The 20,017-nt window shown below is 71.0% G+C and carries 16 protein-coding genes; 3 read left to right on the forward strand and 13 right to left on the reverse strand.

Features of this window, described 5'->3' with window-relative positions; genetic code table 11:
- The first annotated feature begins 4 nt into the window (after positions 1–4).
- A complete protein-coding gene (locus tag ACGFIV_RS09820) occupies positions 5–1,060 on the forward strand; it encodes a hypothetical protein (protein WP_358552598.1) in 1,056 nt (351 codons plus the stop codon).
- A 21-nt stretch (positions 1,061–1,081) separates the two neighbouring features.
- Here the strand turns inward: ACGFIV_RS09820 and ACGFIV_RS09825 are convergent, their stop codons facing one another.
- Positions 1,082–5,947, reverse strand: coding sequence for an NAD-glutamate dehydrogenase (locus ACGFIV_RS09825; protein ID WP_392833661.1), 4,866 nt, complete (start codon positions 5,945–5,947; stop codon positions 1,082–1,084).
- Positions 5,948–6,232: 285 nt separating this feature from the next.
- On the opposite strand from ACGFIV_RS09825, the gene ACGFIV_RS09830 reads away from it, so the two are divergent.
- Entirely contained in the window at positions 6,233–7,747 is a 1,515-nt protein-coding gene (locus ACGFIV_RS09830) for an FAD-binding oxidoreductase (protein ID WP_358552602.1), read from the forward strand.
- Between the two features lie 10 nt (positions 7,748–7,757).
- Here ACGFIV_RS09830 and ACGFIV_RS09835 read toward each other — a convergent pair whose 3' ends face one another.
- The 12 genes from ACGFIV_RS09835 to ACGFIV_RS09890 form a co-directional block, all read right to left on the reverse strand.
- Entirely contained in the window at positions 7,758–9,638 is a 1,881-nt protein-coding gene (locus ACGFIV_RS09835) for an acetoacetate--CoA ligase (protein ID WP_358552604.1), read from the reverse strand.
- 139 nt (positions 9,639–9,777) lie between these two features.
- A complete protein-coding gene (locus tag ACGFIV_RS09840) occupies positions 9,778–10,485 on the reverse strand; it encodes a haloacid dehalogenase-like hydrolase (protein WP_358552606.1) in 708 nt (235 codons plus the stop codon).
- A gap of 143 nt (positions 10,486–10,628) precedes the next feature.
- Positions 10,629–11,267: an HAD hydrolase-like protein gene (locus tag ACGFIV_RS09845; protein WP_358552608.1), complete on the reverse strand. Its 639-nt coding sequence runs from the start codon at positions 11,265–11,267 to the stop codon at positions 10,629–10,631.
- A gap of 106 nt (positions 11,268–11,373) precedes the next feature.
- Positions 11,374–11,880 (reverse strand): DUF6912 family protein, encoded by a 507-nt coding sequence (locus ACGFIV_RS09850; protein ID WP_358552610.1) that lies wholly within the window; start codon positions 11,878–11,880, stop codon positions 11,374–11,376.
- A 190-nt stretch (positions 11,881–12,070) separates the two neighbouring features.
- Complete coding sequence (locus ACGFIV_RS09855) at positions 12,071–12,724, reverse strand: HAD family phosphatase (RefSeq protein ID WP_358552612.1); 654 nt, start codon at positions 12,722–12,724, stop codon at positions 12,071–12,073.
- Between the two features lie 51 nt (positions 12,725–12,775).
- On the reverse strand, positions 12,776–14,503 hold the full coding sequence (locus ACGFIV_RS09860) for a glycoside hydrolase family 3 N-terminal domain-containing protein (protein WP_358552614.1): 1,728 nt from the start codon (positions 14,501–14,503) through the stop codon (positions 12,776–12,778).
- Positions 14,504–14,591: 88 nt separating this feature from the next.
- On the reverse strand, positions 14,592–16,262 hold the full coding sequence (gene ptsP, locus ACGFIV_RS09865; protein WP_358552616.1) for a phosphoenolpyruvate--protein phosphotransferase: 1,671 nt from the start codon (positions 16,260–16,262) through the stop codon (positions 14,592–14,594).
- A gap of 22 nt (positions 16,263–16,284) precedes the next feature.
- Positions 16,285–16,542: an HPr family phosphocarrier protein gene (locus ACGFIV_RS09870; RefSeq protein WP_358552618.1), complete on the reverse strand. Its 258-nt coding sequence runs from the start codon at positions 16,540–16,542 to the stop codon at positions 16,285–16,287.
- Positions 16,543–16,623: 81 nt separating this feature from the next.
- Positions 16,624–17,262 carry an HAD family phosphatase gene (locus ACGFIV_RS09875; protein ID WP_358552620.1) on the reverse strand — a complete coding sequence of 213 codons (639 nt, stop codon included), beginning with the start codon at positions 17,260–17,262 and terminating at the stop codon, positions 16,624–16,626.
- A gap of 43 nt (positions 17,263–17,305) precedes the next feature.
- A complete protein-coding gene (locus tag ACGFIV_RS09880) occupies positions 17,306–17,755 on the reverse strand; it encodes a PTS glucose transporter subunit IIA (protein ID WP_358552622.1) in 450 nt (149 codons plus the stop codon).
- 32 nt (positions 17,756–17,787) lie between these two features.
- Positions 17,788–18,024 carry a PTS glucose/sucrose transporter subunit IIB gene (locus ACGFIV_RS09885; RefSeq protein WP_358552624.1) on the reverse strand — a complete coding sequence of 79 codons (237 nt, stop codon included), beginning with the start codon at positions 18,022–18,024 and terminating at the stop codon, positions 17,788–17,790.
- 40 nt (positions 18,025–18,064) lie between these two features.
- On the reverse strand, positions 18,065–19,099 hold the full coding sequence (locus ACGFIV_RS09890) for an SIS domain-containing protein (RefSeq protein WP_358552626.1): 1,035 nt from the start codon (positions 19,097–19,099) through the stop codon (positions 18,065–18,067).
- Positions 19,100–19,258: 159 nt separating this feature from the next.
- Between ACGFIV_RS09890 and ACGFIV_RS09895 the strand changes: the two genes are divergently transcribed.
- A complete protein-coding gene (locus ACGFIV_RS09895; protein WP_358552628.1) occupies positions 19,259–19,999 on the forward strand; it encodes a GntR family transcriptional regulator in 741 nt (246 codons plus the stop codon).
- The last annotated feature ends 18 nt before the right edge of the window (positions 20,000–20,017 follow it).

Here is a 20,017-nt window from a genome sequence, read left to right on the forward strand (position 1 = left end):
GAGCGTGAACCGGACCATGCGTGCGGTCCTGGCGATGTTCCTGTCCGCCGTCACGGCCGCCGCGTGCGCGTCCGGCGGGCACGAGATCCGGCGCAGCCCCGTCGCCGCCACCTCGGCGTCCACCGGCGCCTCCACGCCCGTCCCGTCTCCTTCCGCCTCGCCGACGGCCACGGACTCCCCCGCGGTCACGCTCACCGAGGCGGCGGACGTGATGCGCGAGATCCTCCAGACGGACGACGTCCTGCGGGCGTCGGGCGACGAGTCCTACGCACTCCAGCAGGTGCAGGGCGCGCAGAGCCTGATCACCGCGACCGCCTTCCAGTCGACCGGCATGAAGCCGCCCCGCTACACCTGGGGGAGGCCGAAGCTGCTGGTCCCGCAGCTCGACCGGTTCCCCTACTGGTTCGCCGCGGTCGTCGAGCGGCGGGACGCCGACGGGGCGAGCCGCACGGCGGTGCTCGCCTTCATGAAGCAGTACGAGATCTCCCGCTGGCAGCTCAGCTTCGCGTCCCTGCTCTACCCCGGCACGAAGCCACCTGAGGTCAGCCTGGACTCCCGGGGGTACGCCACCCCGCTGGCCACCCGCGACGACTCCATCGCGATCAGCCCGCACCTCATGGCGCCGCTGCACGCGACGATCGCCGAGGAGGGCCCCGGCGGGTTCGCGGCGGGCCTGATCGCGGCCGGCCCGCAGACCACCGGCTACTTCACCGAGGTGAAGAAGATCCAGCCCGAGGCCAAGCTGCGCGGGTTCCTGTACGACTCGCTCTTCGCCGCGACCGCCTTCCCCATCTTCGCCCTGCGCACCACCGACGGCGGAGCCGTCATCCTGTACTCCCTGACGCGCACCACGCTCCGGCAGGCCAAGATCAAGCACGCCGACGGGCTCGTGCCCGTGCCCAAGGAGGTTCGCTGGGCCGTCGGCAGCGTCGTGGTGCCGAACACGCTCCGGGTGGTCGAGACGCAGCAGTACGTCAGCCACGTCTTGCGCAGGGGCGCCGCCGAACCCGCGAAGATCATCGGATTCGACGGCGCCGCCACCGGCGTCAGCGACAAGTGACGCCGCCCGGCGCGTGAGAGGTCAGCCCTCGGCGTGGGGCAGGTTGCTGGTCGCGACCAGGGTGCGCACCGCGCGGAGCGCCACCGACAGCGTGGCCAGGTCGAAGTGGTCGCTCTCCCAGATCTCCGACAGCGTCTGGCGTGCACGCGCGACGGCCGCGGAGTTCGCCTCCGACCAGCGGGCCAGGCGCTCCTCGGGCGTCAGCCCCGGCTCGCTGTGCGTGAGGACGTCACGGGTGAGCGTGGCGTGCGCGGCGTACAGGTCGTCGCGCAGCGCGGCCCTCGCCATGGAGTTCCACCGGTTGTCGCGGGGCAGGGCGATGACCCGCTCGCGCAGCCGGGCGAGCTGGAGCCGCTCGGCCAGGTCGAAGTAGACCTCCGCGACGTCGAGCACGGGACGGCCGGTACGCGAGGAGATCTCCACGAGGTCGAAGGTCGAGTACGCCGGCACCATCACCGCCGCGCGTTCGGCCAGCTCCGCGGGCACGCCCCGTGCCAGGAACCCGTCGCGGCGCTCCTCGAAGGCCGTGAGGTCGGGCCCGGTGAGCAGCTTGGGCAGATGCGGCAGCAGCCCGTCGGCGCCCTCGACGAAGAACCTCACGGTGGAGGCCAGGTCGAGCGGGGGCCTGCGGTTGCCGAGCAGCCAGCGCGCGCCCCGCTCGGCGAGCTTGCGGCCCTCCAGCAGCATGGCGAGCTGGGTGGCGGTGTCCACCTTGTTGTCCAGCGCCTCGACGTCCCGCCGGAAGCTCGGCAGCTCGAAGACCTCCCTGGACACCAGATACGCCCTGGCGATGTCGGGGGTGGACGCGCCCGTCTCCTCGCCGAAGCGGAACATGAACGTGGTGCCGCTCGCGTTGACCAGGTCGTTCACCACGCGGGTGGTGATGATCTCGCGGCGCAGCGGGTGGGCGTCCATGGCCGTGCGGAACCGCTCTCGCAGAGCCGAGGGGAAGTAGCCCACCAGCCACGACTCCAGGTACGGGTCGTCGGGCAGGTCGGAGGCGAGCAGCTCGTGGTCGGCCACCAGCTTGGTGTACGCGAGCAGCACCGAGAACTCCGGAGCGGTGAGCCCGAGCCCGGCCTGGCGCCGCTCGGCCAGCATCTTGTCGGAGGGCAGCGCCTCCAGCTCCCGGTTGACCAGGCCCTCGCGCTCCAGCTTGCGGAGGTAGCGGGAGTGAATGTGCAGCATCTCGGGGGCCTGGGCCCGCGCGGCGGCCAGCACGACGTTCTGCGCCTGGTTGTCGCCGAGCACGAGCCCGGCCACCTCGTCGGTCATGTCGAGGAAGAGCTGGTCACGCTGCTGGTCGGTGAGCCGGCCGTCCCGCACCACGCGGTCGAGCAGGATCTTGATGTTCACCTCGTGGTCGGAGGTGTCCACGCCGGCCGAGTTGTCGATGAAGTCGGTGTTGACGAGCCCGCCGTTCAGCGCGAACTCGATGCGGGCGAGCTGGGTCAGGCCGAGGTTGCCGCCCTCGCCGACCACCTTGCACCGCAGGTCGGCGGCGTTGACGCGCAGTGAGTCGTTGGCCTTGTCGCCGACGTCGGCGTGGCTCTCGGAGGACGCCTTGACGTAGGTGCCGATGCCTCCGTTCCAGAGCAGGTCGACCGGGGCCTTCAGGATGGCGTTGATCAGGTCATTCGGGGTAAGCGCCGACACCCCGTCGGAGAGGCCGAGCGCCGCGCGCATCTGGGGGGAGACCGGCACCGACTTGGCCGTACGCGGCCAGACGCCGCCGCCGGTGGAGATCAGCTTGGTGTCGTAGTCGGCCCAGGAGCTGCGCGGCAGGGCGAACAGACGCGACCGTTCGGCGAAGCCGCGCGCGGCGTCCGGCGAGGGGTCGACGAAGATGTGCCGGTGGTCGAAGGCCGCGGCCAGCTTGATGTGCTGGGAAAGCAGCATGCCGTTGCCGAAGACGTCGCCCGACATGTCGCCCACGCCCGCCACCGTGAAGTCGGTGGTCTGGACGTCGATCCCCAGCGAGCGGAAGTGGTAGGCGACGGACTCCCACGCGCCCCGCGCGGTGATGCCCATGGCCTTGTGGTCGTAGCCGACGGAGCCTCCGGAGGCGAAGGCGTCGCCGAGCCAGAACCCGTAGTCCTTGGACACGCTGTTGGCGATGTCGGAGAACGTCGCGGTGCCCTTGTCGGCCGCGACGACGAGGTAGGTGTCGTCGCCGTCGTGCCGCACGACGTCGGCGGGCGGGACCACCTTGTTGTCGACCAGGTTGTCGGTGATGTCGAGCAGGCCCGAGATGAACTGGCGGTAGCAGGCCACGCCCTCGGCCATGAGCTCGTCGCGCCCGCCGCCCACCGGCGGCTTCTTCACGACAAAGCCACCCTTGGACCCAGTAGGCACGATGACCGTATTTTTCACCATCTGGGCCTTGACCAGGCCGAGGACCTCGGTCCGGAAGTCCTCCATGCGGTCCGACCAGCGCAGGCCGCCCCGCGCGACCTTGCCGAACCGCAGGTGAACGCCCTCCACCTTCGGCGAGTACACGAAGATCTCGTACTTGGGCCGGGGCAGCGGCAGCACGCTGATCGCCGAGGAGTCGAACTTGATGGAGATGTACGGCTTGCGCTTGCCGTCCACCCGCTGGAAGGCGTTGGTGCGCAGCGTGGCGAGGATCATCTCCAGGTAGGCCCGCAGGATGCGGTCCTCGTCCAGCGAGGCGACCTCGTCCAGGGCGGCGAGCACCTCCTCGTGCAGGGCCTCGCTGAGGTCCTCCCGCGCGTCGTCCGTGCGGCGCGGGTCCAGCCTGGACTCGAAGAGGCGGACGAGGAGGTTGGCCAGCCGGATGTTCCCGAGGAGCACCTTTTCGATGTAGCGCTGGCTGAAGGCGATGCCCGCCTGGCGGAGGTACTTCGCGTAAATCCGCAGGATCTGGGCCTGCTCCCAGGTGAGACCGGCGCCGAGCACGAGCCCGTTGAAGCCGTCGCTCTCGATCTCACCGCGCCAGAGCGCCGCGAAGGCGTCCTGGAACAGCCGCTTGAACTGCTCGTGGTCGACCACCTCCGAGTGGGGGCACCGCAGGCCGAAGTCGTAGATCCAGGCGGGCCGCTCGCCCTTCCTGGTGATCTGGTACGGCCGCTCGTCCACCACCTCGACGCCCATGCGCGACAGCAGGGGGAGGATCTCGGAGAGGGAGATCGCGGAGCCGATGCGGTAGATCTTGAACCGCCGCTCGCCCTGGGTCCGGTCGCGCGGCTCGTACAGATCCATCCCGATCTGGCCGGGGGCGTCCGAGAGCCGTTCGAGGCGGTACAGGTCCGCGACGGCCGTACGGGGGCTGAAGTCCTCCTTGTAACCCTCGGGGAACGCCGCGGCGTAGCGGCGGGTCAGCGACGTGGCCTCCTTCTCCGGGGAGAACTCGCCGATCGCCGCGGCGAGGTCCTCCTTCCAGGAGCGGGTGGTGGCCGCGATGCGGGCCTCCAGCTCCGCGAGGTTCACATCGGCGCCGCCCATCGGCTTGCCGCGCTCACCCCGGATGACCACGTGCAGGCGGGCCAGCGGCGACTCGCCGATCATCGTGCTGTAGTCGAGGGTCGTGCCGCCGAGCGTCTGGATCAGGATGTCCTGCATCCGCAGGCGGACGTCGGTGGTGTACCGGTCACGCGGCAGGTAGATCAGGCAGGAGATGTAGCGGTTGTAGTCGTCGCGGCGCAGGAAGAGCTTGACCCGCTTGCGCTCGCGCAGGCGCAGCACGCCCAGCACCATCGGCACCAGGTCGTCGGCCGACACCTGGAACAGCTCCGCGCGCGGGTAGGTCTCCAGTATCTCGATGAGGTCCTTGCCGTCGTGGCTGTCGGCGGTGAGCCCGGCCTTGTCGAGCACCTCTTGGAGCCGGTGCCGCAGCACCGGGATGTGCGAGATCGACTCGCTGTAGGCCATGTGCGAGAACAGGCCGAGGAAGCGGCGCTCGCCGATCACCTCGCCCTCGGGCGAGAAGAGCTTCGCGCCGATGTAGTCGAGGTAGGCCGGCCGGTGCACGGTCGCCCTGCTGTTCGCCTTGGTCACGACGAGCAGCTGTTTCTCACGGGCCTTCGCCCGCAGCTCGGGGGACATCGCGGCGAAGCTGGCCGAGCCGGCCTTGTCGGCCCGCAGGATGCCGAGGCCGGTGCCGGGCAGGGCGCGCAGCCCGTCGCCGTCGGGGCCCATCTCCAGGCGGTACTCGCGGTATCCGAGGAAGTTGAAGTGCCCGTCCGCGAGCCAGCGGAGCAGCTCCAGGCTGTCCTCCAGGTCTCCGGGCGGGAGCTCCGGCGGGGCGGCCTCCAGGTCGCCCGCGATCTGGAGGGCCAGGGCCCGCATCTTCGGGTAGTCCTCGACGGAGTACCGGACGTCCTGCAGGACCCGCTGCAGGTCCCTCTCCAGCCCCGCGAGCACCTCGGGGTCGCCCTGCCGGTCGATCTCGATGTGCATCCACGACTCGACCAGCACCTGACCGGTGAGCTCGGCCTGCTCGCGGCCGAGCATCTTGCCCGTCATGTCGCGGCGGACCCTCATCTGCGGGTGCACGATGATGTGGGCGCCCATCTCGTGACGGTCGAGCTCCATGGTGACCGAGTCGACGAGGAAGGACATGTCGTCGGTGACCACCTCGACGACGGAGTTCCCGAGGTCGAAGCCGTGCTGCTCGACCGTCGGAGTGTAGGCGCGGACCAGGGCCCGGCCCTGCGGACGGTAGTCGGCGAGCCGCCGGTGCGCCATGGCCGGCCCGTACAGCTCCACGGGCTCGCGGTCGATCACATCCTCTGGCGCGACATGCCGGTAGTAGAGCCGCAGAAACTCAAGGATGCTCTCACCGTCGAGGTGATCGCCGTCCGGGGTCTCTGCACACAGTTCAGCAGCGGACCGCAGAAGCCGGTCCTTTGCCTCGTCGAGCGGCATGTCGCTCTCACTCCTTTGTGAGGGTTCGCCTTCGTTCCAGATGGTCACGACCCAGACCCCGGTCTCCGTTGACCGGGTCCTCTCTGGCCGTACCCGATATCAGCCCATCACACGTGAAACGTCAACTTGTCCGGAATCGTGCGCAATTCCCTGATCGGACGAGCCTTCGACCCCATCACGTGCGCCGTGACCGATCTGTGATAAACCAAGCCACCCTCGCGGACGTCTCACTCAACGAGCGCGACCTTTCGCGACCGATGACCCGTTCTTGGGGGATGAGTGACCATGCGCCCCGCGCTCGACCGCCGGAGTTTCCTCCGCGCCTCGGCCACCTCCGCCGTCGCAGCCACGGCGGTGGCGAGCGCCTGCGGGAACACCGGGGCGGCCGCGCGCGCCGCCACCGGGACCACGGCGCGGACGGGCCCCTCGCCGTCGGACTGGACCTCCCTGGGCAAGGGCCTGGCCGGGCGCCTGATCCGCCCCGGGGACGCCTCGTACGACACGGCCCGCCGTCTGTACAACCCCTCGTTCGACGGCATACAGCCCGCCGCCGTGGCGTACTGCGCGAACCCGTCGGACGTGGCCGAGTGCCTGGCCTTCGCCAAGCGGCTCCGCGTGCCGGTGACCTCGCGGTCGGGCGGCCACAGCTATGCGGGCTGGTCGTCCGGGACGGGTCTCGTCGTGGACGTCTCGCGCATGAACGGCGTGCGCGCCACATCGGGGCGCGCGGTCGTGGGCGCGGGCGCGCAACTGGTCGACGTGTACGACCGGCTGGCCTCGCATGGAGTGAGCATACCGGGCGGCTCCTGCCCGACGGTGGGCATCGCCGGACTGACCCTGGGCGGGGGCATCGGCGTCGTCGCCAGGAAGTACGGCCTGACCTGCGACGCGCTGGAATCGCTCCAGATCGTCACCGCCGACGGCCGGGTGCTGACCTGTGACGCCGACCACGAGCCCGAGCTCTACTGGGCCTCGCGCGGCGGCGGTGGGGGCAACTTCGGCGTCGCCGTGTCGTTCACCTTCCGCACGCACGCCACGCGCGACGTCACGCTGTTCTTCCTGCACTGGCCGTGGTCGCGCGCCCGCAAGGCGATCGCCGCCTGGCAGGCGTGGGCGCCCTTCGAACCGGACGCCATGTGGTCCAACCTCCACCTGACCCGGGATCCCTCGCTGGACCTGCAGATCGGCGGCCTCTACCTCGGATCGCGGGCGGACTGCGAGCGCCGGCTGGAACCGCTGATCGGAAAGATCGGCGCCCAGCCCTCCACCCGCTACGTCACCCAGACGTCCTACCGCCAGGCCATGATGATCGAGGCGGGCTGCTCGACCCGCACGGTGTCCCAGTGCCACCGGCCGGGAAGCCTTCCGGGGCAGACGGCCGACGGCCGCTTCCCGCGCGACGCGTTCAGCGCCAAGTCGCACATGGCCTACGGGCCCCTGTCGGCCGCGGGCATCGGCGCCCTGGTCGACCAGACGGCCCGCCCGGGACGGCACGCCGTGCTCCTCGACGCCCTCGGCGGCGCGGTCGGGCGGGTACGGCCGGGAGCGACCGCGTTCCCGCACCGCACGGCGCTGTTCAGCGTGCAGTACTACGCGCACATGGCGGGCGCGGCCGCCTGGCTGCGCGGCGCGCACGCCGCCATGGCTCCGCACTTCGGCGACCACGCCTACGTCAACTACATCGACCCGGCCCTGAGCGGCTGGCGTCAGGCCTACTACGGCGCCAACGCCGGCCGCCTCGCCAAGGTGAAGGCCGCCTACGACCCCGGGCGCCTCTTCCGCTTCCCGCAGGCCGTCTGACCGGGGCCGGTCACGGGACGAAGTGCTTCAGCACCTCGGGGTTGGCCATGGCGCCCGTGTTGGCGGCCTTCTCCACGGGGGTGCCGAGAAGGATCTTCCTTACCGGCACCTCCAGCTTCTTGCCGCTGAGCGTGCGGGGGATGCCGGGCACCTCGCGGATCTCGTTCGGCACGTGGCGCGGGGACAGCTCGCCTCTGATGGCCTCCTTGAGCTTCGTCACCAGCGCGTCGGTCAGCGTGCCGCCCTCGGACATCGTCACGTACAGCAGCAGCCGGCCCTCCTGCCCGAGCTGGCCGGTGTCGATGACCAGGCTGTCCTCGATCTCGGGGAACCGCTCGACGACGCGGTAGAACTCGCTGGTCCCCATGCGCACCCCGCCGCGGTTCAGCGTGGAGTCGGACCTGCCGTAGATCACGCAGGAACCGTCAGGCTGGATCTTGATCCAGTCACCGTGCCGCCAGACGCCCGGATAGTCGGCGAAGTAACTCTCCTGGTAGCGGGCGCCGTCGGGGTCGTTCCAGAACATGACGGGCATCGACGGCATGGGCCGGGTCACCACCAGCTCGCCGACCTCGCCGACCACCGAATCGCCCTCCGGGTCGTAGGACTCGACGGACGCGCCGAGGCAGCGGCAGGGGATCACCCCCGCCCTGACCGGCAGCACGGGCACCGCGCCCACGAACCCCGTGCACACGTCGGTGCCGCCGGAGAACGATCCGAGCTGGACGCCCGGCAGGACGTCGTACAGCCAGCCGAACCCTTCGGGCGGCAGCGGCGAGCCGGTCGAGCCGACCCCCCTGAGCCTCTCCAGGCCGGACGGGCTCAGCTCCGCGCGCATGGAGGCGATGATGTACGGCGCGCCGGTGCCGAAGTAGGTGACACCCTCCTCGGCCGCCAGCCGCCAGAGCGCGTCGGGTCCGGGGTGCGTGGCGCTGCCGTCGTAGAGGACCACGGTGGCGCCGACGAGCAGGCCTCCCACCAGGTAGTTCCACATCATCCAGCCGGTCGTGGTGTACCAGAGGAACACGTCGCCTTCGCCTAGATCCTGATGAAAGGTGAGCGCCTTCAGGTGCTCCAGCACGATGCCGCCGTGGCCGTGGACGATCGGCTTGGGCAGCCCCGTGGTGCCCGAGGAGTAGACGATCCAGAGCGGATGGTCGAACGGCACGGGCTCGAAGGCGAGCGGCGCGGGCTCGGCCCGCAGCCCGTCCCAGGAGTCCGTGCCGACCATCACGGTCGCGACCAGGCTCGGGAGCTTGGCCGCGATGTCGGCCACCACGGCCGACCGGTCGAAGGAGCGGCCGTTGTAGCTGTAGGAGCCGACCGCGATCAGCACCTTGGGCGTGATCTGCGTGAACCTGTCGACCACGCTGGAGGCGCCGAAATCGGGCGAGCAGGACGACCAGATCGCGCCGAGGCTCGCGGTGGCGAGGAAGGCGATCAGTGCTTCAGGGGCATTGGGAAGATACCCCGCGACGCGGTCTCCCCGGGTGACCCCGAGCCGCACCAGGCCCGCCCTGACCCGGGCGACCTCCTCCGCGAGCTCGCCGTACGTGAACGAGCGCCGGTCGCCCGCCTCGTCGCGCGAGATCACGGCGAGGCGGCCGGGGTCTCCGCGCAACGCGTTCTCCGCGTAGTTCAGGGTCGATCCCCCGAACCATTTCGCGGCCGGCATCGTCCCGCTGATGACGGGCCCGTCGCCACGGTCGCCGACGACCGAGAAATAGTCCCAGACCGAGGTCCAGAACTCTTCAGGAGCCTCGACCGACCAGCGCCACAGATCTTCGTAACCGTGCTCGGAACGCCCCAGCCACGTGGCGAACCGGGTGACCTTCGCGTCGCGGATCACCTCGGGGGACGGCTCCCAGAGCAACGCACCTTCCTCAACCATGGCCCCATCCTGTCGGAGCCCCCCGCCCCGCCGCCATCCCGCCCGCCCACACATCGGCGCCCACCGGCCTGGTAATCCCCTTGCCGGGCACGGCGCGGCCGGCTCGTGGCCGATGCGGACTCAATCCACGGCCTCTGGGTCAGGCGGACTTCCGGTCGAGGGGGCTGGTGAGGCGGGCGACCGCCGCGACCACCTCGGAGGCGTTGGCCAGGTCCTGCAGCACGATGTCCGCGCCCGCCTCGCGCAGCTCGGCCGAGGTCGAGCGGCCCGACGCCACGGCGATCATCGCGGCTCCGGCGATGCGGGCGGCCTGCACGTCTCTGGCCGAGTCGCCGATCAGCACCGTGTTCGACCCGTCGCAGGCGAAGCCGTACATCTGCTTGACCCTGCCCTGGGCGACCTGGAGGAGCGTCGCCTTGGGGTAGACCTCCTCGCCGTACCCGCCGACCTCGAAGTCGACGTACTTCTCCAGGCCGAACGCCTTCAGCTTGAGCATGGCGTTGGCCTTGACGGTCCCGGTGAGCACCGACTGGACCACCCCTTCGAGCCTGGCCACGGCCTTCAGCGCGTCCTTGGCGCCGGGCATGGCGCGCCCGTCCTTGTCGAGACGCTTGCGCCGGGCGGCGAACGCGGCGGAGAGGGCGTCGATGAACCGGGGAAGGTGATCGTCACCGGTCACGATGCCGTTGATGGCGAGCGTCTCGAAGATGATCTCCGAGTCGGGGCGGCCCATCGCGGGCGCCAGCTTCACCAGCGGGCGCCCGGTGACCTGCCGGAACGCGTCGGCGTAGGCGTCACGGGTGACGATCGCCACGTCGACCAGGGTGAGGTCGACGTTCCAGAGCACGAGACGGTTAATGGGGGGCCTCCGAAGGCGTGAGGGGTGCGCGCTCAGAGTACGACGATCGCGCGCCCCCGACGCCGACCCATGCCCAACTCGTCACCCGTCGAGAGGAATGTCCCGGACGGCCGCTCCCGTCGCGGGCCCGGTCACTTGGCGTGGTCGAAGGCCTTGGACAGGGACTCGACGACCGGGAAGCCGGAGGCCGCGAGCTCGGCGCGGCTGGTCATGCCTCCGGTGTACAGGACCGCGTGGGCGCCGACATGCTCGGCCGCGTGAGCGTCGTCGATGCTGTCGCCGATCACGAGGATCTCGGACGGCTTCACGTCGAGCGACTCGATGTGGACCACCATGTGCTCGGCCTTGCCCCCGCCCGGCGCGCCGTTGCTCAGGCCGTCGATGCGGGCGAAGTACTCGGAGATGCCCAGCTCGGCGGTCTTGCTCACCAGCCGGTCGTGTGCCCACATGGACAGCAGCGACTGGGTGCGCCCTGAGTCGGCCCAGCTGCGCAGGCAGTCGAGCGCCTCCTCGGCGAGGGCGCACGAGAGCATCAGCCGGTGGTAGTGGTCGTGGAACGCCTGGTCGAGCCTCTCCCACTCCCCCTCGTACATCGGCCGGCCGAGGATGCGCTCGTAGGCGACCCAGATCGGGCGGGTGTAGGCGGCCCGGAAGCCGTCGTTGTCGAATGCGGCCACGCCGTAGGGTCTGAACACCTCGTTCGTGGCTCCCACCACGGCTTCGATGTCGTGGAAAAGCGTGCCGTTCCAATCCCAGATGATGTGCTTCATAACAAGGTCCAGAATAAACGAACCCCTTGCACCAAGCATTGGAATATAGGGGTGGCACTGTGACCACATCCCGGTCACGCGGAACGGCGGCCGGGGGCCCGGCCGGTCAGGTGAGGAGGTCGGGGATCTCCTGGGTGGCGTACCACAGCAGCTCGTGGGCCTCGGCGCCGTCGGCCTCGAACCGGGCGTCGTCGTCGCCCGCGTCCGCCGCGAAGACGGCCGCGAGCGCCGTCTCCACGTCGGGCACGGCCTGCGGGTCGTCCACGTGCGCGGCGGCGATCTTGTTCATCGGCACCGCGACCGGGATCCGCACCCGCGAGCGGTCCTCAAGGTCCGTGCCGGCCTTCACCATGTCGTCCGGCACCTCGGCGGCGATCACCACGCGTCGTGCCGGGACCTCCACGCCGTCCGCGCGGTCGGCCGCCAGCATCCGCAGGGACGCCCTGGCGGCGTCCGTCAGCGCGACGTATTCGAGCTCCTCGGTGTCACCCGAGACGTACCACTCGACCAGTGCGGGGGTCACCGCGTAGCCGGTCAGCGGGGCCGGGCCGACCTCCCCCGTGGCGACCACACGGGCCAGCGCGGGAAGGGTGCACGGCAGGTAGACGCGCATGCGTTCGTTCCTCAATCATGATATTTCCGGATATCGGTGCCAGAGCGGCGGCCGATCAACTCCACGAGTGTGCCAGGCGCCGCGCCACCGTCCGTACAGGATCGCGCAAGGCGGCCCGCGAAACCCACCACGGGCCGCCCTCAGATAGTGCCCCCTGGACGGCCCGAGCCGGCGCGCGGCGCGCGCCGGGTCATACGCCGGGGCGCAGGGGAAGGCGGCACAGGGCCTCCACCGCCGCTATGGTCGCGTCGGCGTCGCGGTGGTGCAGGCCGACGATGCCGAGCGAGCGGGCCGCCACGATGTTCGCCTCGATGTCGTCGATGAAGACGCACTCTTGCGGGCGCAGCCCCACCAGGCCCAGGGCGTGGTGGAAGATCCGTGGCTCGGGCTTGCGCATGCCGACCTCGCCCGAGATCACGACCTGGTCGAAGTAGTCGTCCCAGCCGTCCCTGAGGTAGTGGTCGCCCCAGGAGTTGGAGAGCAGGCAGGTCGACAGGCCCGCCGCCCGCGCCGCGCGCAGCATCTCGTACATGGTCGGCACCGGCCGGAACCCGGCGAACATCCGCGCCAGCAGCCCTTCGGCGATCGGCGAACCGCCGTCGAGCGTCACGAGCTTGGCCGCCAGGTCACGCTCGAACTCCGCCGCGTCGATCTCTCCCCGCTCAAGGGCGTGGATCGGGCTCTCCCCGTCGACGCTCCCCTCGTAGGCATGGCGTATGAGCTGGCGCATCAGGTCACGGTAGTGCGCGTCGTCGATCGCGTCGGCGGCGAGCCATTCGGCGATGGCCTCCTGGAGGTTGGTGGTGAGCACGCCGCCCCAGTCGATAAGCACACCCTTTACCACGTCTGCTCCTTATGTCCGGCTCGGCCTTTCAGAGTAAGCCGAAGCCGGTTCCTACCGGATCCCCAGCCCCACCGGAAGGACCCCCCTGGGCTTGAGATGCCCGGTCAAAGCCTTGGCGGCCGCCCTGAGAGACGCCTCGCCGTCGGAGTAGACGGCCAGGGCCGTGTCATAGCCCCGAAGCCGCGCCAGCTCGTACGGAGCGCCCATGGAGACCACGACGACCCTCTTGCCGGTGGCGGCCATCGCGGACAGGAGCCGTGCCTGGGCCGGGCCCGCGTCCTTGGTGGTGACGACCACGGTGTCGGCGCCCGCGGCGGCCGCTCGGGCGCTCGCGATCTGGGCGGCGGTCGGGGTGTCCCCGGTGCCCGCCGCCGACGCGCCGTCGAGCATGCCCGCGAGACGCCTGCCCGCCGGGCCTGTGACCAGCACGTCGCCCTTCACGGGAAGGCCGCCCGCCCCCTTCACGGGCGTCACGGAACGGTCGGCGATGCCCTGGGCCGCCTTGCGGTGCTCGTCGGAGCGCAGGATCCCGGCGGCCTTGCCGGCGTCCGCCATGGGGCCTTCCAGGATCCCCCTGGAGGCCTTCAGCGCCAGCAGGCGCGTGACCGACCGGTCGAGCCGCGCGCGCGAGATGCGCCCGGACTTGACCGCGGCGAGCACCGCGCCGTAGGCCTTGGGGAAGTCCGGCGGCATCAGCAGCAGGTCCACGCCCGCGAGGATCGCCCGCACGGCCACCTCCGCGTCGCCGTACCTCTCCCGCACCCCCTTCATGTCGAGGGCGTCGGTGGTGACCACGCCGTCGTAGCCGAGCTTCTCACGGAGCAACCCGGTCAGGATCGGCTTGGAGAGAGTCGCGGGATCGCCCGACGGATCGAGCTTCGGCATCACGACATGGGCGGACATCACGATGTCGACCCCGTGCCTGGCCGCCGCCCTGAACGGCGGCGCGTCGAGCTTCTCCCACTGCGACCGCGAGTGCCGGATCACCGGCAGGCCGCTGTGGCTGTCGACCCGCGTGTCGCCGTGCCCGGGGAAGTGCTTGGCCGCGCTGCCCACGCCCGCGTCGTGGAACCCGTCGACGGCGGCCCCGACCATGGCCGCCACCCGCGCGGGGTCGGACCCGTACGAGCGGGAGCCGATCACCGGGTTGGCCGGGTCGACGTTGACGTCGGCGACCGGCGCGAAGTCGACGTTGATGCCGAGGGCGCGCAGTTCCTCGCCGGTCACCCGAGCGGCCGTACGGGCGTCGGCCGGGTCGCGCGTGGCGCCGATGGCCATGCTCCCTGGCACGTCGGTTACCAGGGGGCTGAGCCGCGAGACCAGGCCGTTCTCCTGGTCGGCCCCGATGATCAGGGGGATCTCGGAGGCCCTCTGCAGGCCGCGGGTCAGCTTGACGATCTGCCCGACGTCCGCGACGTTGCCCGCCCAGGGGAACAGGATGACGCCGCCAGGATGGTATTTGCGGATCACCGCCTCGGGAGTGGCCAGGCCGAACCTCGCCTGGTTGTCGCCGTGGGCCCCGTCGGCGCGCGAGCCGTACAGGACGGGCATGAAGAGCTGCCCGACCTTGTCCTCAACGCTCATCCCGGCGAGCCTCGCCGGGAGCGACGGGCTGGGGGCCGTGCCGGCCTCGGGCGAGGTGGCGGCCAGGGTGGGCCGGGGCGGCGCGCTCGTGGCCGTGGTCGCGGGGGTACGCGCCGCTTCGGAGGACGCCCCCGCGCACCCCGCGGCCATCGACACGATCATCACAAGCGCCGCCGCGCGCAGAGGTCCACCCATGGCCTCAACCGTATCGGCGTCGTCGCGTGGCGGGCTCGCCGTTTCGGGACGCGGGACCCGCTGCTCGCGGGTCAGCGCTCGAAGAGGCTCAAAGAGAAAGGCCGGCGAGTCCGGGCAGGTGCGCGCGGGCGGCGGCGCGGGCGGCCTCGGCGGTGCTCGTGGCGCGCGCGGCAGCGGCGGCGGCCCTGCACTGGCCGAGAGTGTGGCGCGCCAGCGTGGCCCGTACCCACGGCAGCGCCGGCGCGCCCATCGACAGCGACGTCACGCCGAGGCCGACCAGCACGCAGGCGAGCGCGGGATCGGACCCCGCCTCTCCGCAGACCCCGCACGGGACGCCCGCCGAGGCGGCGATCGCGACGAGGTCGAGCATGACGGGCTGCCAGGGGTCCTGGTAGACCGCCAGCGCCCCCACCTCCCGGTCGGCCGCGAAGACGTACTGCGCGAGGTCGTTGGTCCCGATGGAGAAGAAGTCCACGGCCGGGGCGAGATCGGCGGCCCTGAGCGCGGCAGCGGGGATCTCGATCATGATCCCGGCCGACGGGAGGCCGGCCGCCCGGCAGGCGCCCGCGAACCAGGTGGCCTCCTCGGCGCTCGCCACCATCGGGGCCATGACGTGGAGTTCGGCCGAGGTGCCCTCGGCTGCTCGGGCGAGCGCCCGGAGCTGGCTCATCATCACGTCCGGAAATATCCGCAGAATCCTGAGCCCACGCTCGCCCATGGCCGGGTTGGGCTCGTCCCCGGTGGGAGGCAGGAAGCCCAGCGGCTTGTCCGCGCCCGCGTCGAGCACGCGCACCACCACCGGGGCGCCCGGGAACGCGGACAGGACCTCGCGGTAGGCGGCCTCCTGCTCCTCGTCCGAGGGCGCCGCCTCGCGGTCGAGGAAGAGGAACTCCGTGCGGTAGAGCCCCACGCCCTCGGCGCCGTGCTCCAGCGCCGCCGCGAGGTCGCGCGGGCCTCCGACGTTGGCCAGCAGGGCCACGGGATGTCCGTCCGAGGTCGCGCCGGGCCCCGTGGCCGAGGTCAGGACGGCCGCGCGGGCCTCGGCCGCCTCGATCGTCGCGGTGACCTCCTCGTCGGAGGGCACGAGCCCGACCATGCCCGTGGTGCCGTCCACGAGCACGAAGGTCCCGTTCACGATGGAGGTCGCGCCCGCGCAGGCCACCACGGCCGGCACCCGCATGGAGCGGGCCAGGATCGCGGTGTGGCTGGTCGGGCCGCCCTGCTCGGTAACGAACGCGGCGACGACCTCCTTGGACAGCACCGCCGTGTCGGCGGGCGCGAGGTCGCGGGCCACCAGCACGTACGGGCGCTCGCCCTTCTCCGGGAGTCCGGGCATCGGCATGCCCGTCAGCTCGGCGATCACCCGATCGCGGATGTCGTCCAGGTCGGCGACCCGCTGCCCGAGGTATCCCCCGATCTCCGCCAACATGTCGTGATATCTGCCGAAAGCCTCGTAGACGGCCCGCTCGGCGGCCGTACCGGCGTCGATGAGCTCGGCGACCTCGGCGGACAGGGCCGGGTCCCGCGCGATCAGCGCCTGCGCCGCGAGCACCTCGCGCGCGTCGCCCCCCGCCGCCTCACCGCGGGCGGAGAGCTCCGCGGCGACCCGCTCGACGGCGGCCTCGGCCCGCGCCGTCTCGCCCACGGGATCGCCGTCGTGCCGCGATCCGGCGGGCGGTTCGGGGACGGCGCCCCCCAGAAGGTACGCGGGACCGTACCCGGCGCCGGGGCTGACCCCGGCCCCCGTCAACCTCTCCATCGCGACCCGGCTGACGGCGTTCTCACGGAGCCGACACGATCGCGGCCAGCTCGTCCAGCAACCGGTCGGCGCCGTCGCCCTCCGCGTGGATGACGATCGCCTCCCCGTTTTTGACGTCCAGCGCCAGGATGGAAAGGATGCTCTTCGCGCTGACCGGCGCTCCGCCGGGCTTGGCGACGGTGACGTCGATGGGTGCCTTGGCGGCGGTCTGCACGAACGTCGCGGCTGGACGGGCGTGCAGGCCGACCTCTGACTCCACGATGACCTTGCGCTCGGGCACGTTTCCTCCTCAACTGGCCGGGCGGTCCGGACCACCCGTTCAAATCAGTACGACTAGCGCGTTATTCCAAAAGAAGACGCCTTATAGCGATAACGGCCAGTCAACACCGGTTAAATCGGATACGACCAGATCAGCAGCGGACAGTTCGCTCACGTGGTGGGTTGTCGCGACCCCCACGCAAGTCATACCCGCGGCCTTGGCCGCCGCGATCCCCGCGAGCGAATCCTCGAAGGCCACGCACTCCCCCGGCCGCACGCCGATGGCCCGCGCTCCCGCGAGGAAACCGGCGGGATCGGGCTTTCCGATGATCACGTCCTCGCCGGAGACGATGGTACGGACCACGTCTCCGATCCCGAGCAGTTCGAGGCAGCTCAGAGCCCACCACCGCCGCGCCGAGGTGACGAGCGCCACGGGAAGGCCGTGGCCGTCGATGCGCCGGACGAGTTCGGCCGCGCCAGGGACCGGGCTGACCTCGGGCAGGTCGGGCCTGTCGTAGTAGGACCTCAGCTCGGCCATCAGGTCGTCGATGCGCCTGCCCGGGAACAGCACGGCCTTCTCGGCTAGCACGTCAGGCCCCCGCCGTCCCATGAACTCCCTGAGCAGGTGCTCGTCGTGGTCGACCCCGTGGTTCACCAGCAGGGTGCTCCACAGCACGAGGCTCCGCCGCTCGCTGTCCACCAGCGTGCCGTCGAGGTCGAAAAGCGCGGCCTTCGCTCCCACCGCCGTTCCCCCTGACTCTCGGTCGCACCGGTCTTCCCGGGGCTCAGTCCCACTGGAAGAGCCGGTCCCCCGCCCGTACGGGCCCGGCCGTGACGACGGCGCTCACAGTACCCGGCCGGGCGTCGAGGGCGACCACCGGGCAGACCGGAGACCTCCCGCCCGCCTCGATGGCGGCGGGGTTCCACGCCACGACGGGCTGGCCGGCCCTGACCCGCTCCCCCTCGCCGGCGAGGAGCCTGAACCCCTCGCCCCTGAGCTGCACGGTGTCGATGCCCAGGTGGACGAGGACCCCCCTGCCGTCCTCGCCCACGATCACGTACGCGTGGGGGTGGAGCTTCAGGATCCTGCCGTCGATGGGCGCGAGCACCTTGCCGGGCTCCCTGGCCGGGTCGATGGCCGTGCCCGGTCCCACCAGGCCCTGGGCGAAGACCGGGTCGGGCACGGCGGCCAGCCCCACGACGGACCCCGCCACCGGGGCGAGAACAGTGGTCACAGGCCTCCCGCCTTGGCGTCCCGGCGCGGGGATCAAGCGATGATGTCGTCGATGTCAGAGGCGATCGTGTCGGCGTCGGGGCCCACCACTACCTGGACGACATTGCCGGCCGCCATGACGCCGTGGGCGCCGGCCGCCTTCAGCGCCGCGTGGTCGACCTTGGACACGTCGCGGACCTCGGTGCGGAGGCGGGTGATGCACGGCTCGATGTCGATGATGTTGTCGGCGCCACCGAGCCCGGCGATGATCGCGTTCGCGTCTGCCGCCATATCCGTCCTCCTCATTACGCCCGAGGTCAAGGTAATGAGGTTATTCGGTCTGCGTCACCTTGTTGAGGCCGCGAGGAGAGTCGGGGTCGATGCCGCGCCTGCGGGCGAGCGCCTCGGTCAGCATCTGCCCCGGCACGATGAGGCCCATCGGCGCCACCCATTCGGGCAGCGCCGGGCCGTTGAGCGCGGCGGTGGAGGCCGCCTTCAGCTCGGGGCCGCCGCCCACGCCGAAGGCGGACGCCCCTGCGCCGGTGACCCGCCGGGCGAGGGCGACGGTGCCCGCCAGCGTCGGACCCTCGTCGGCCGCCACGAGCAGCGCGGGCGTGCTCTCGTCCACGACGGCGATCGGCCCGTGGAGCAGGTCGGCGTACGACAGGCCCATGGCGTGCAGGTAGCACGCCTCCTTGAGCTTGAGCGCGGTCTCCAGCGCGGTCGAGAACGCCATGCCCCGGCCGGAGACGACCACGCCGGACACGTGGGCCAGCCCCTCGACCACCGTGTCGAGGTCGCCCGGGTCCGCGATCAGCTGCTCGACCGCGTCGGGCACGCGGTTGAGGTCGTCGGCGTCCACGTCCGCGCCGAGCCCGAGCGCCAGCACGGCGAGGGCGGCGAGCTGGGTGGTGTAGGTCTTGGTGGCCGGGACGGCCTTCTCCTCGCCCGCCTCGGTACACAGGGCGAGGTGGGCGGCCTGCGCGAGCGGCGACTCCGCTCCGCCGTTGGTGATGGCGACCGTGCCGGCGCCGCAGTCCTTGGCCCAGGTGAGGGTCTCGACGATCTCCTCGGTCCTGCCCGACTGCGAGAGCGCGACGGCGAGCACGCCGGTGAGGTCCAGCTTGCGCTTGTAGGTGGTGGCGATGGAGGGGGCGGCGAGCGAGGAGAGCCTGCCCGCGTGCGCCTCGATCAGGTAGCGACCGTAGACCGCGGCGTTGTCGGAGGTTCCCCGGGCGATGAAGACGAGCTGCCGGGTCTGGCCGCCGAGCTTCCTCACCTCGTCGATCCGCGGGAGCAGGGCATCGAGCGTGGCTCGCAGCGCGGCCGGCTGCTCGGCTATCTCGCTGCGCATCTTGGTCGTCATCCGTGCCCGTCCTTCAGCTGCGGAGGGCGAGATCGGGCCGTTATCGATCCGTCGCCGGTCCGTACGTTGACACTCATTTCTGGCGTGTGGTCTAGTCCGGACTAGACCAGCACAAACTTTAACTTATACCCGCAGCGAGATCGAGAGGGGAGGGGATCAGTGGCCCAGATCGACCCCGACAGTCCCGTGCCGAAGTACTTCCAGCTTCGCGAGATCCTCCTCGACCTCATCGAGAACAACGAGCTCTCCATCGGGGCGGCGATCCCCTCCGAGCGAGAGCTCTGCCAGCGTTTCGGCCTGTCACGCATGACCGTACGCCAGGCGGTCGACCACCTGGTCTCCGAGGGCCGGCTGCACCGCGTCGCGGGCAAGGGCACGTTCGTGGCCCGTCCGAAGATCGAGATGGCGCTGCGGCTCACCTCCTTCAGCGACGACATGCGGGCCCGCGGCATGGAACCGGGCTCCCGCGACCTGGACCGCCGGGTGGTCCGGGCCAGCGCGCACCTCGCACGGGAGCTCGGCATCCAGCCGGGCGAGGCCGTGCACTTCATCGAACGGCTGCGCACGGCGGACGGGGAACCGCTGTGCATCGAAAGGGCCCACATCCCGGTGTCCTTCGCGCCCGACCTGGAGACGTTCGACCTGTCCGGCCGCTCGCTCTACGCGCTACTTGAGACGCGCCACGGAGTGGTGCTGGACGCGGGAGAGCTGACCATCGACGGTGGAATCGCCGATCCGGGCGACGCCGATCTGCTCAAGCTGCCCCGGGGCGGAGCCGTGCTGCTGCTCCAGCGCCGGTCTTTCTCGGGCGGCGTCTGCGTCGAGTTCGGGGTCTCGACCTACCGTGCCGACCGGTACCAGCTCCGCACAGTGCTGGAGATACCGAACCGGCGCAGCTGAGCCTCCCATTCCATTCCT

Source organism: Sphaerisporangium sp. NPDC049003, from assembly GCF_043197795.1.
Taxonomy (GTDB): Bacteria; Actinomycetota; Actinomycetes; order Streptosporangiales; family Streptosporangiaceae; genus Sphaerisporangium.

Bases quoted from the DNA above. Each gene is read 5' to 3' on its own strand.
- ACGFIV_RS09860 (WP_358552614.1), bottom strand. From the start codon at position 14,503: ATGGGTGGACCTCTGCGCGCGGCGGCGCTTGTGATGATCGTGTCGATG.
- ACGFIV_RS09835 (WP_358552604.1), bottom strand. From the start codon at position 9,638: ATGGTTGAGGAAGGTGCGTTGCTCTGGGAGCCGTCCCCCGAGGTGATC.
- ACGFIV_RS09850 (WP_358552610.1), bottom strand. From the start codon at position 11,880: ATGCGCGTCTACCTGCCGTGCACCCTTCCCGCGCTGGCCCGTGTGGTC.
- ptsP (WP_358552616.1), bottom strand. From the start codon at position 16,262: ATGGAGAGGTTGACGGGGGCCGGGGTCAGCCCCGGCGCCGGGTACGGT.
- ACGFIV_RS09845 (WP_358552608.1), bottom strand. From the start codon at position 11,267: ATGAAGCACATCATCTGGGATTGGAACGGCACGCTTTTCCACGACATC.
- ACGFIV_RS09885 (WP_358552624.1), bottom strand. From the start codon at position 18,024: ATGGCGGCAGACGCGAACGCGATCATCGCCGGGCTCGGTGGCGCCGAC.
- ACGFIV_RS09830 (WP_358552602.1), top strand. From the start codon at position 6,233: ATGCGCCCCGCGCTCGACCGCCGGAGTTTCCTCCGCGCCTCGGCCACC.
- ACGFIV_RS09890 (WP_358552626.1), bottom strand. From the start codon at position 19,099: ATGACGACCAAGATGCGCAGCGAGATAGCCGAGCAGCCGGCCGCGCTG.
- ACGFIV_RS09825 (WP_392833661.1), bottom strand. From the start codon at position 5,947: ATGCCGCTCGACGAGGCAAAGGACCGGCTTCTGCGGTCCGCTGCTGAA.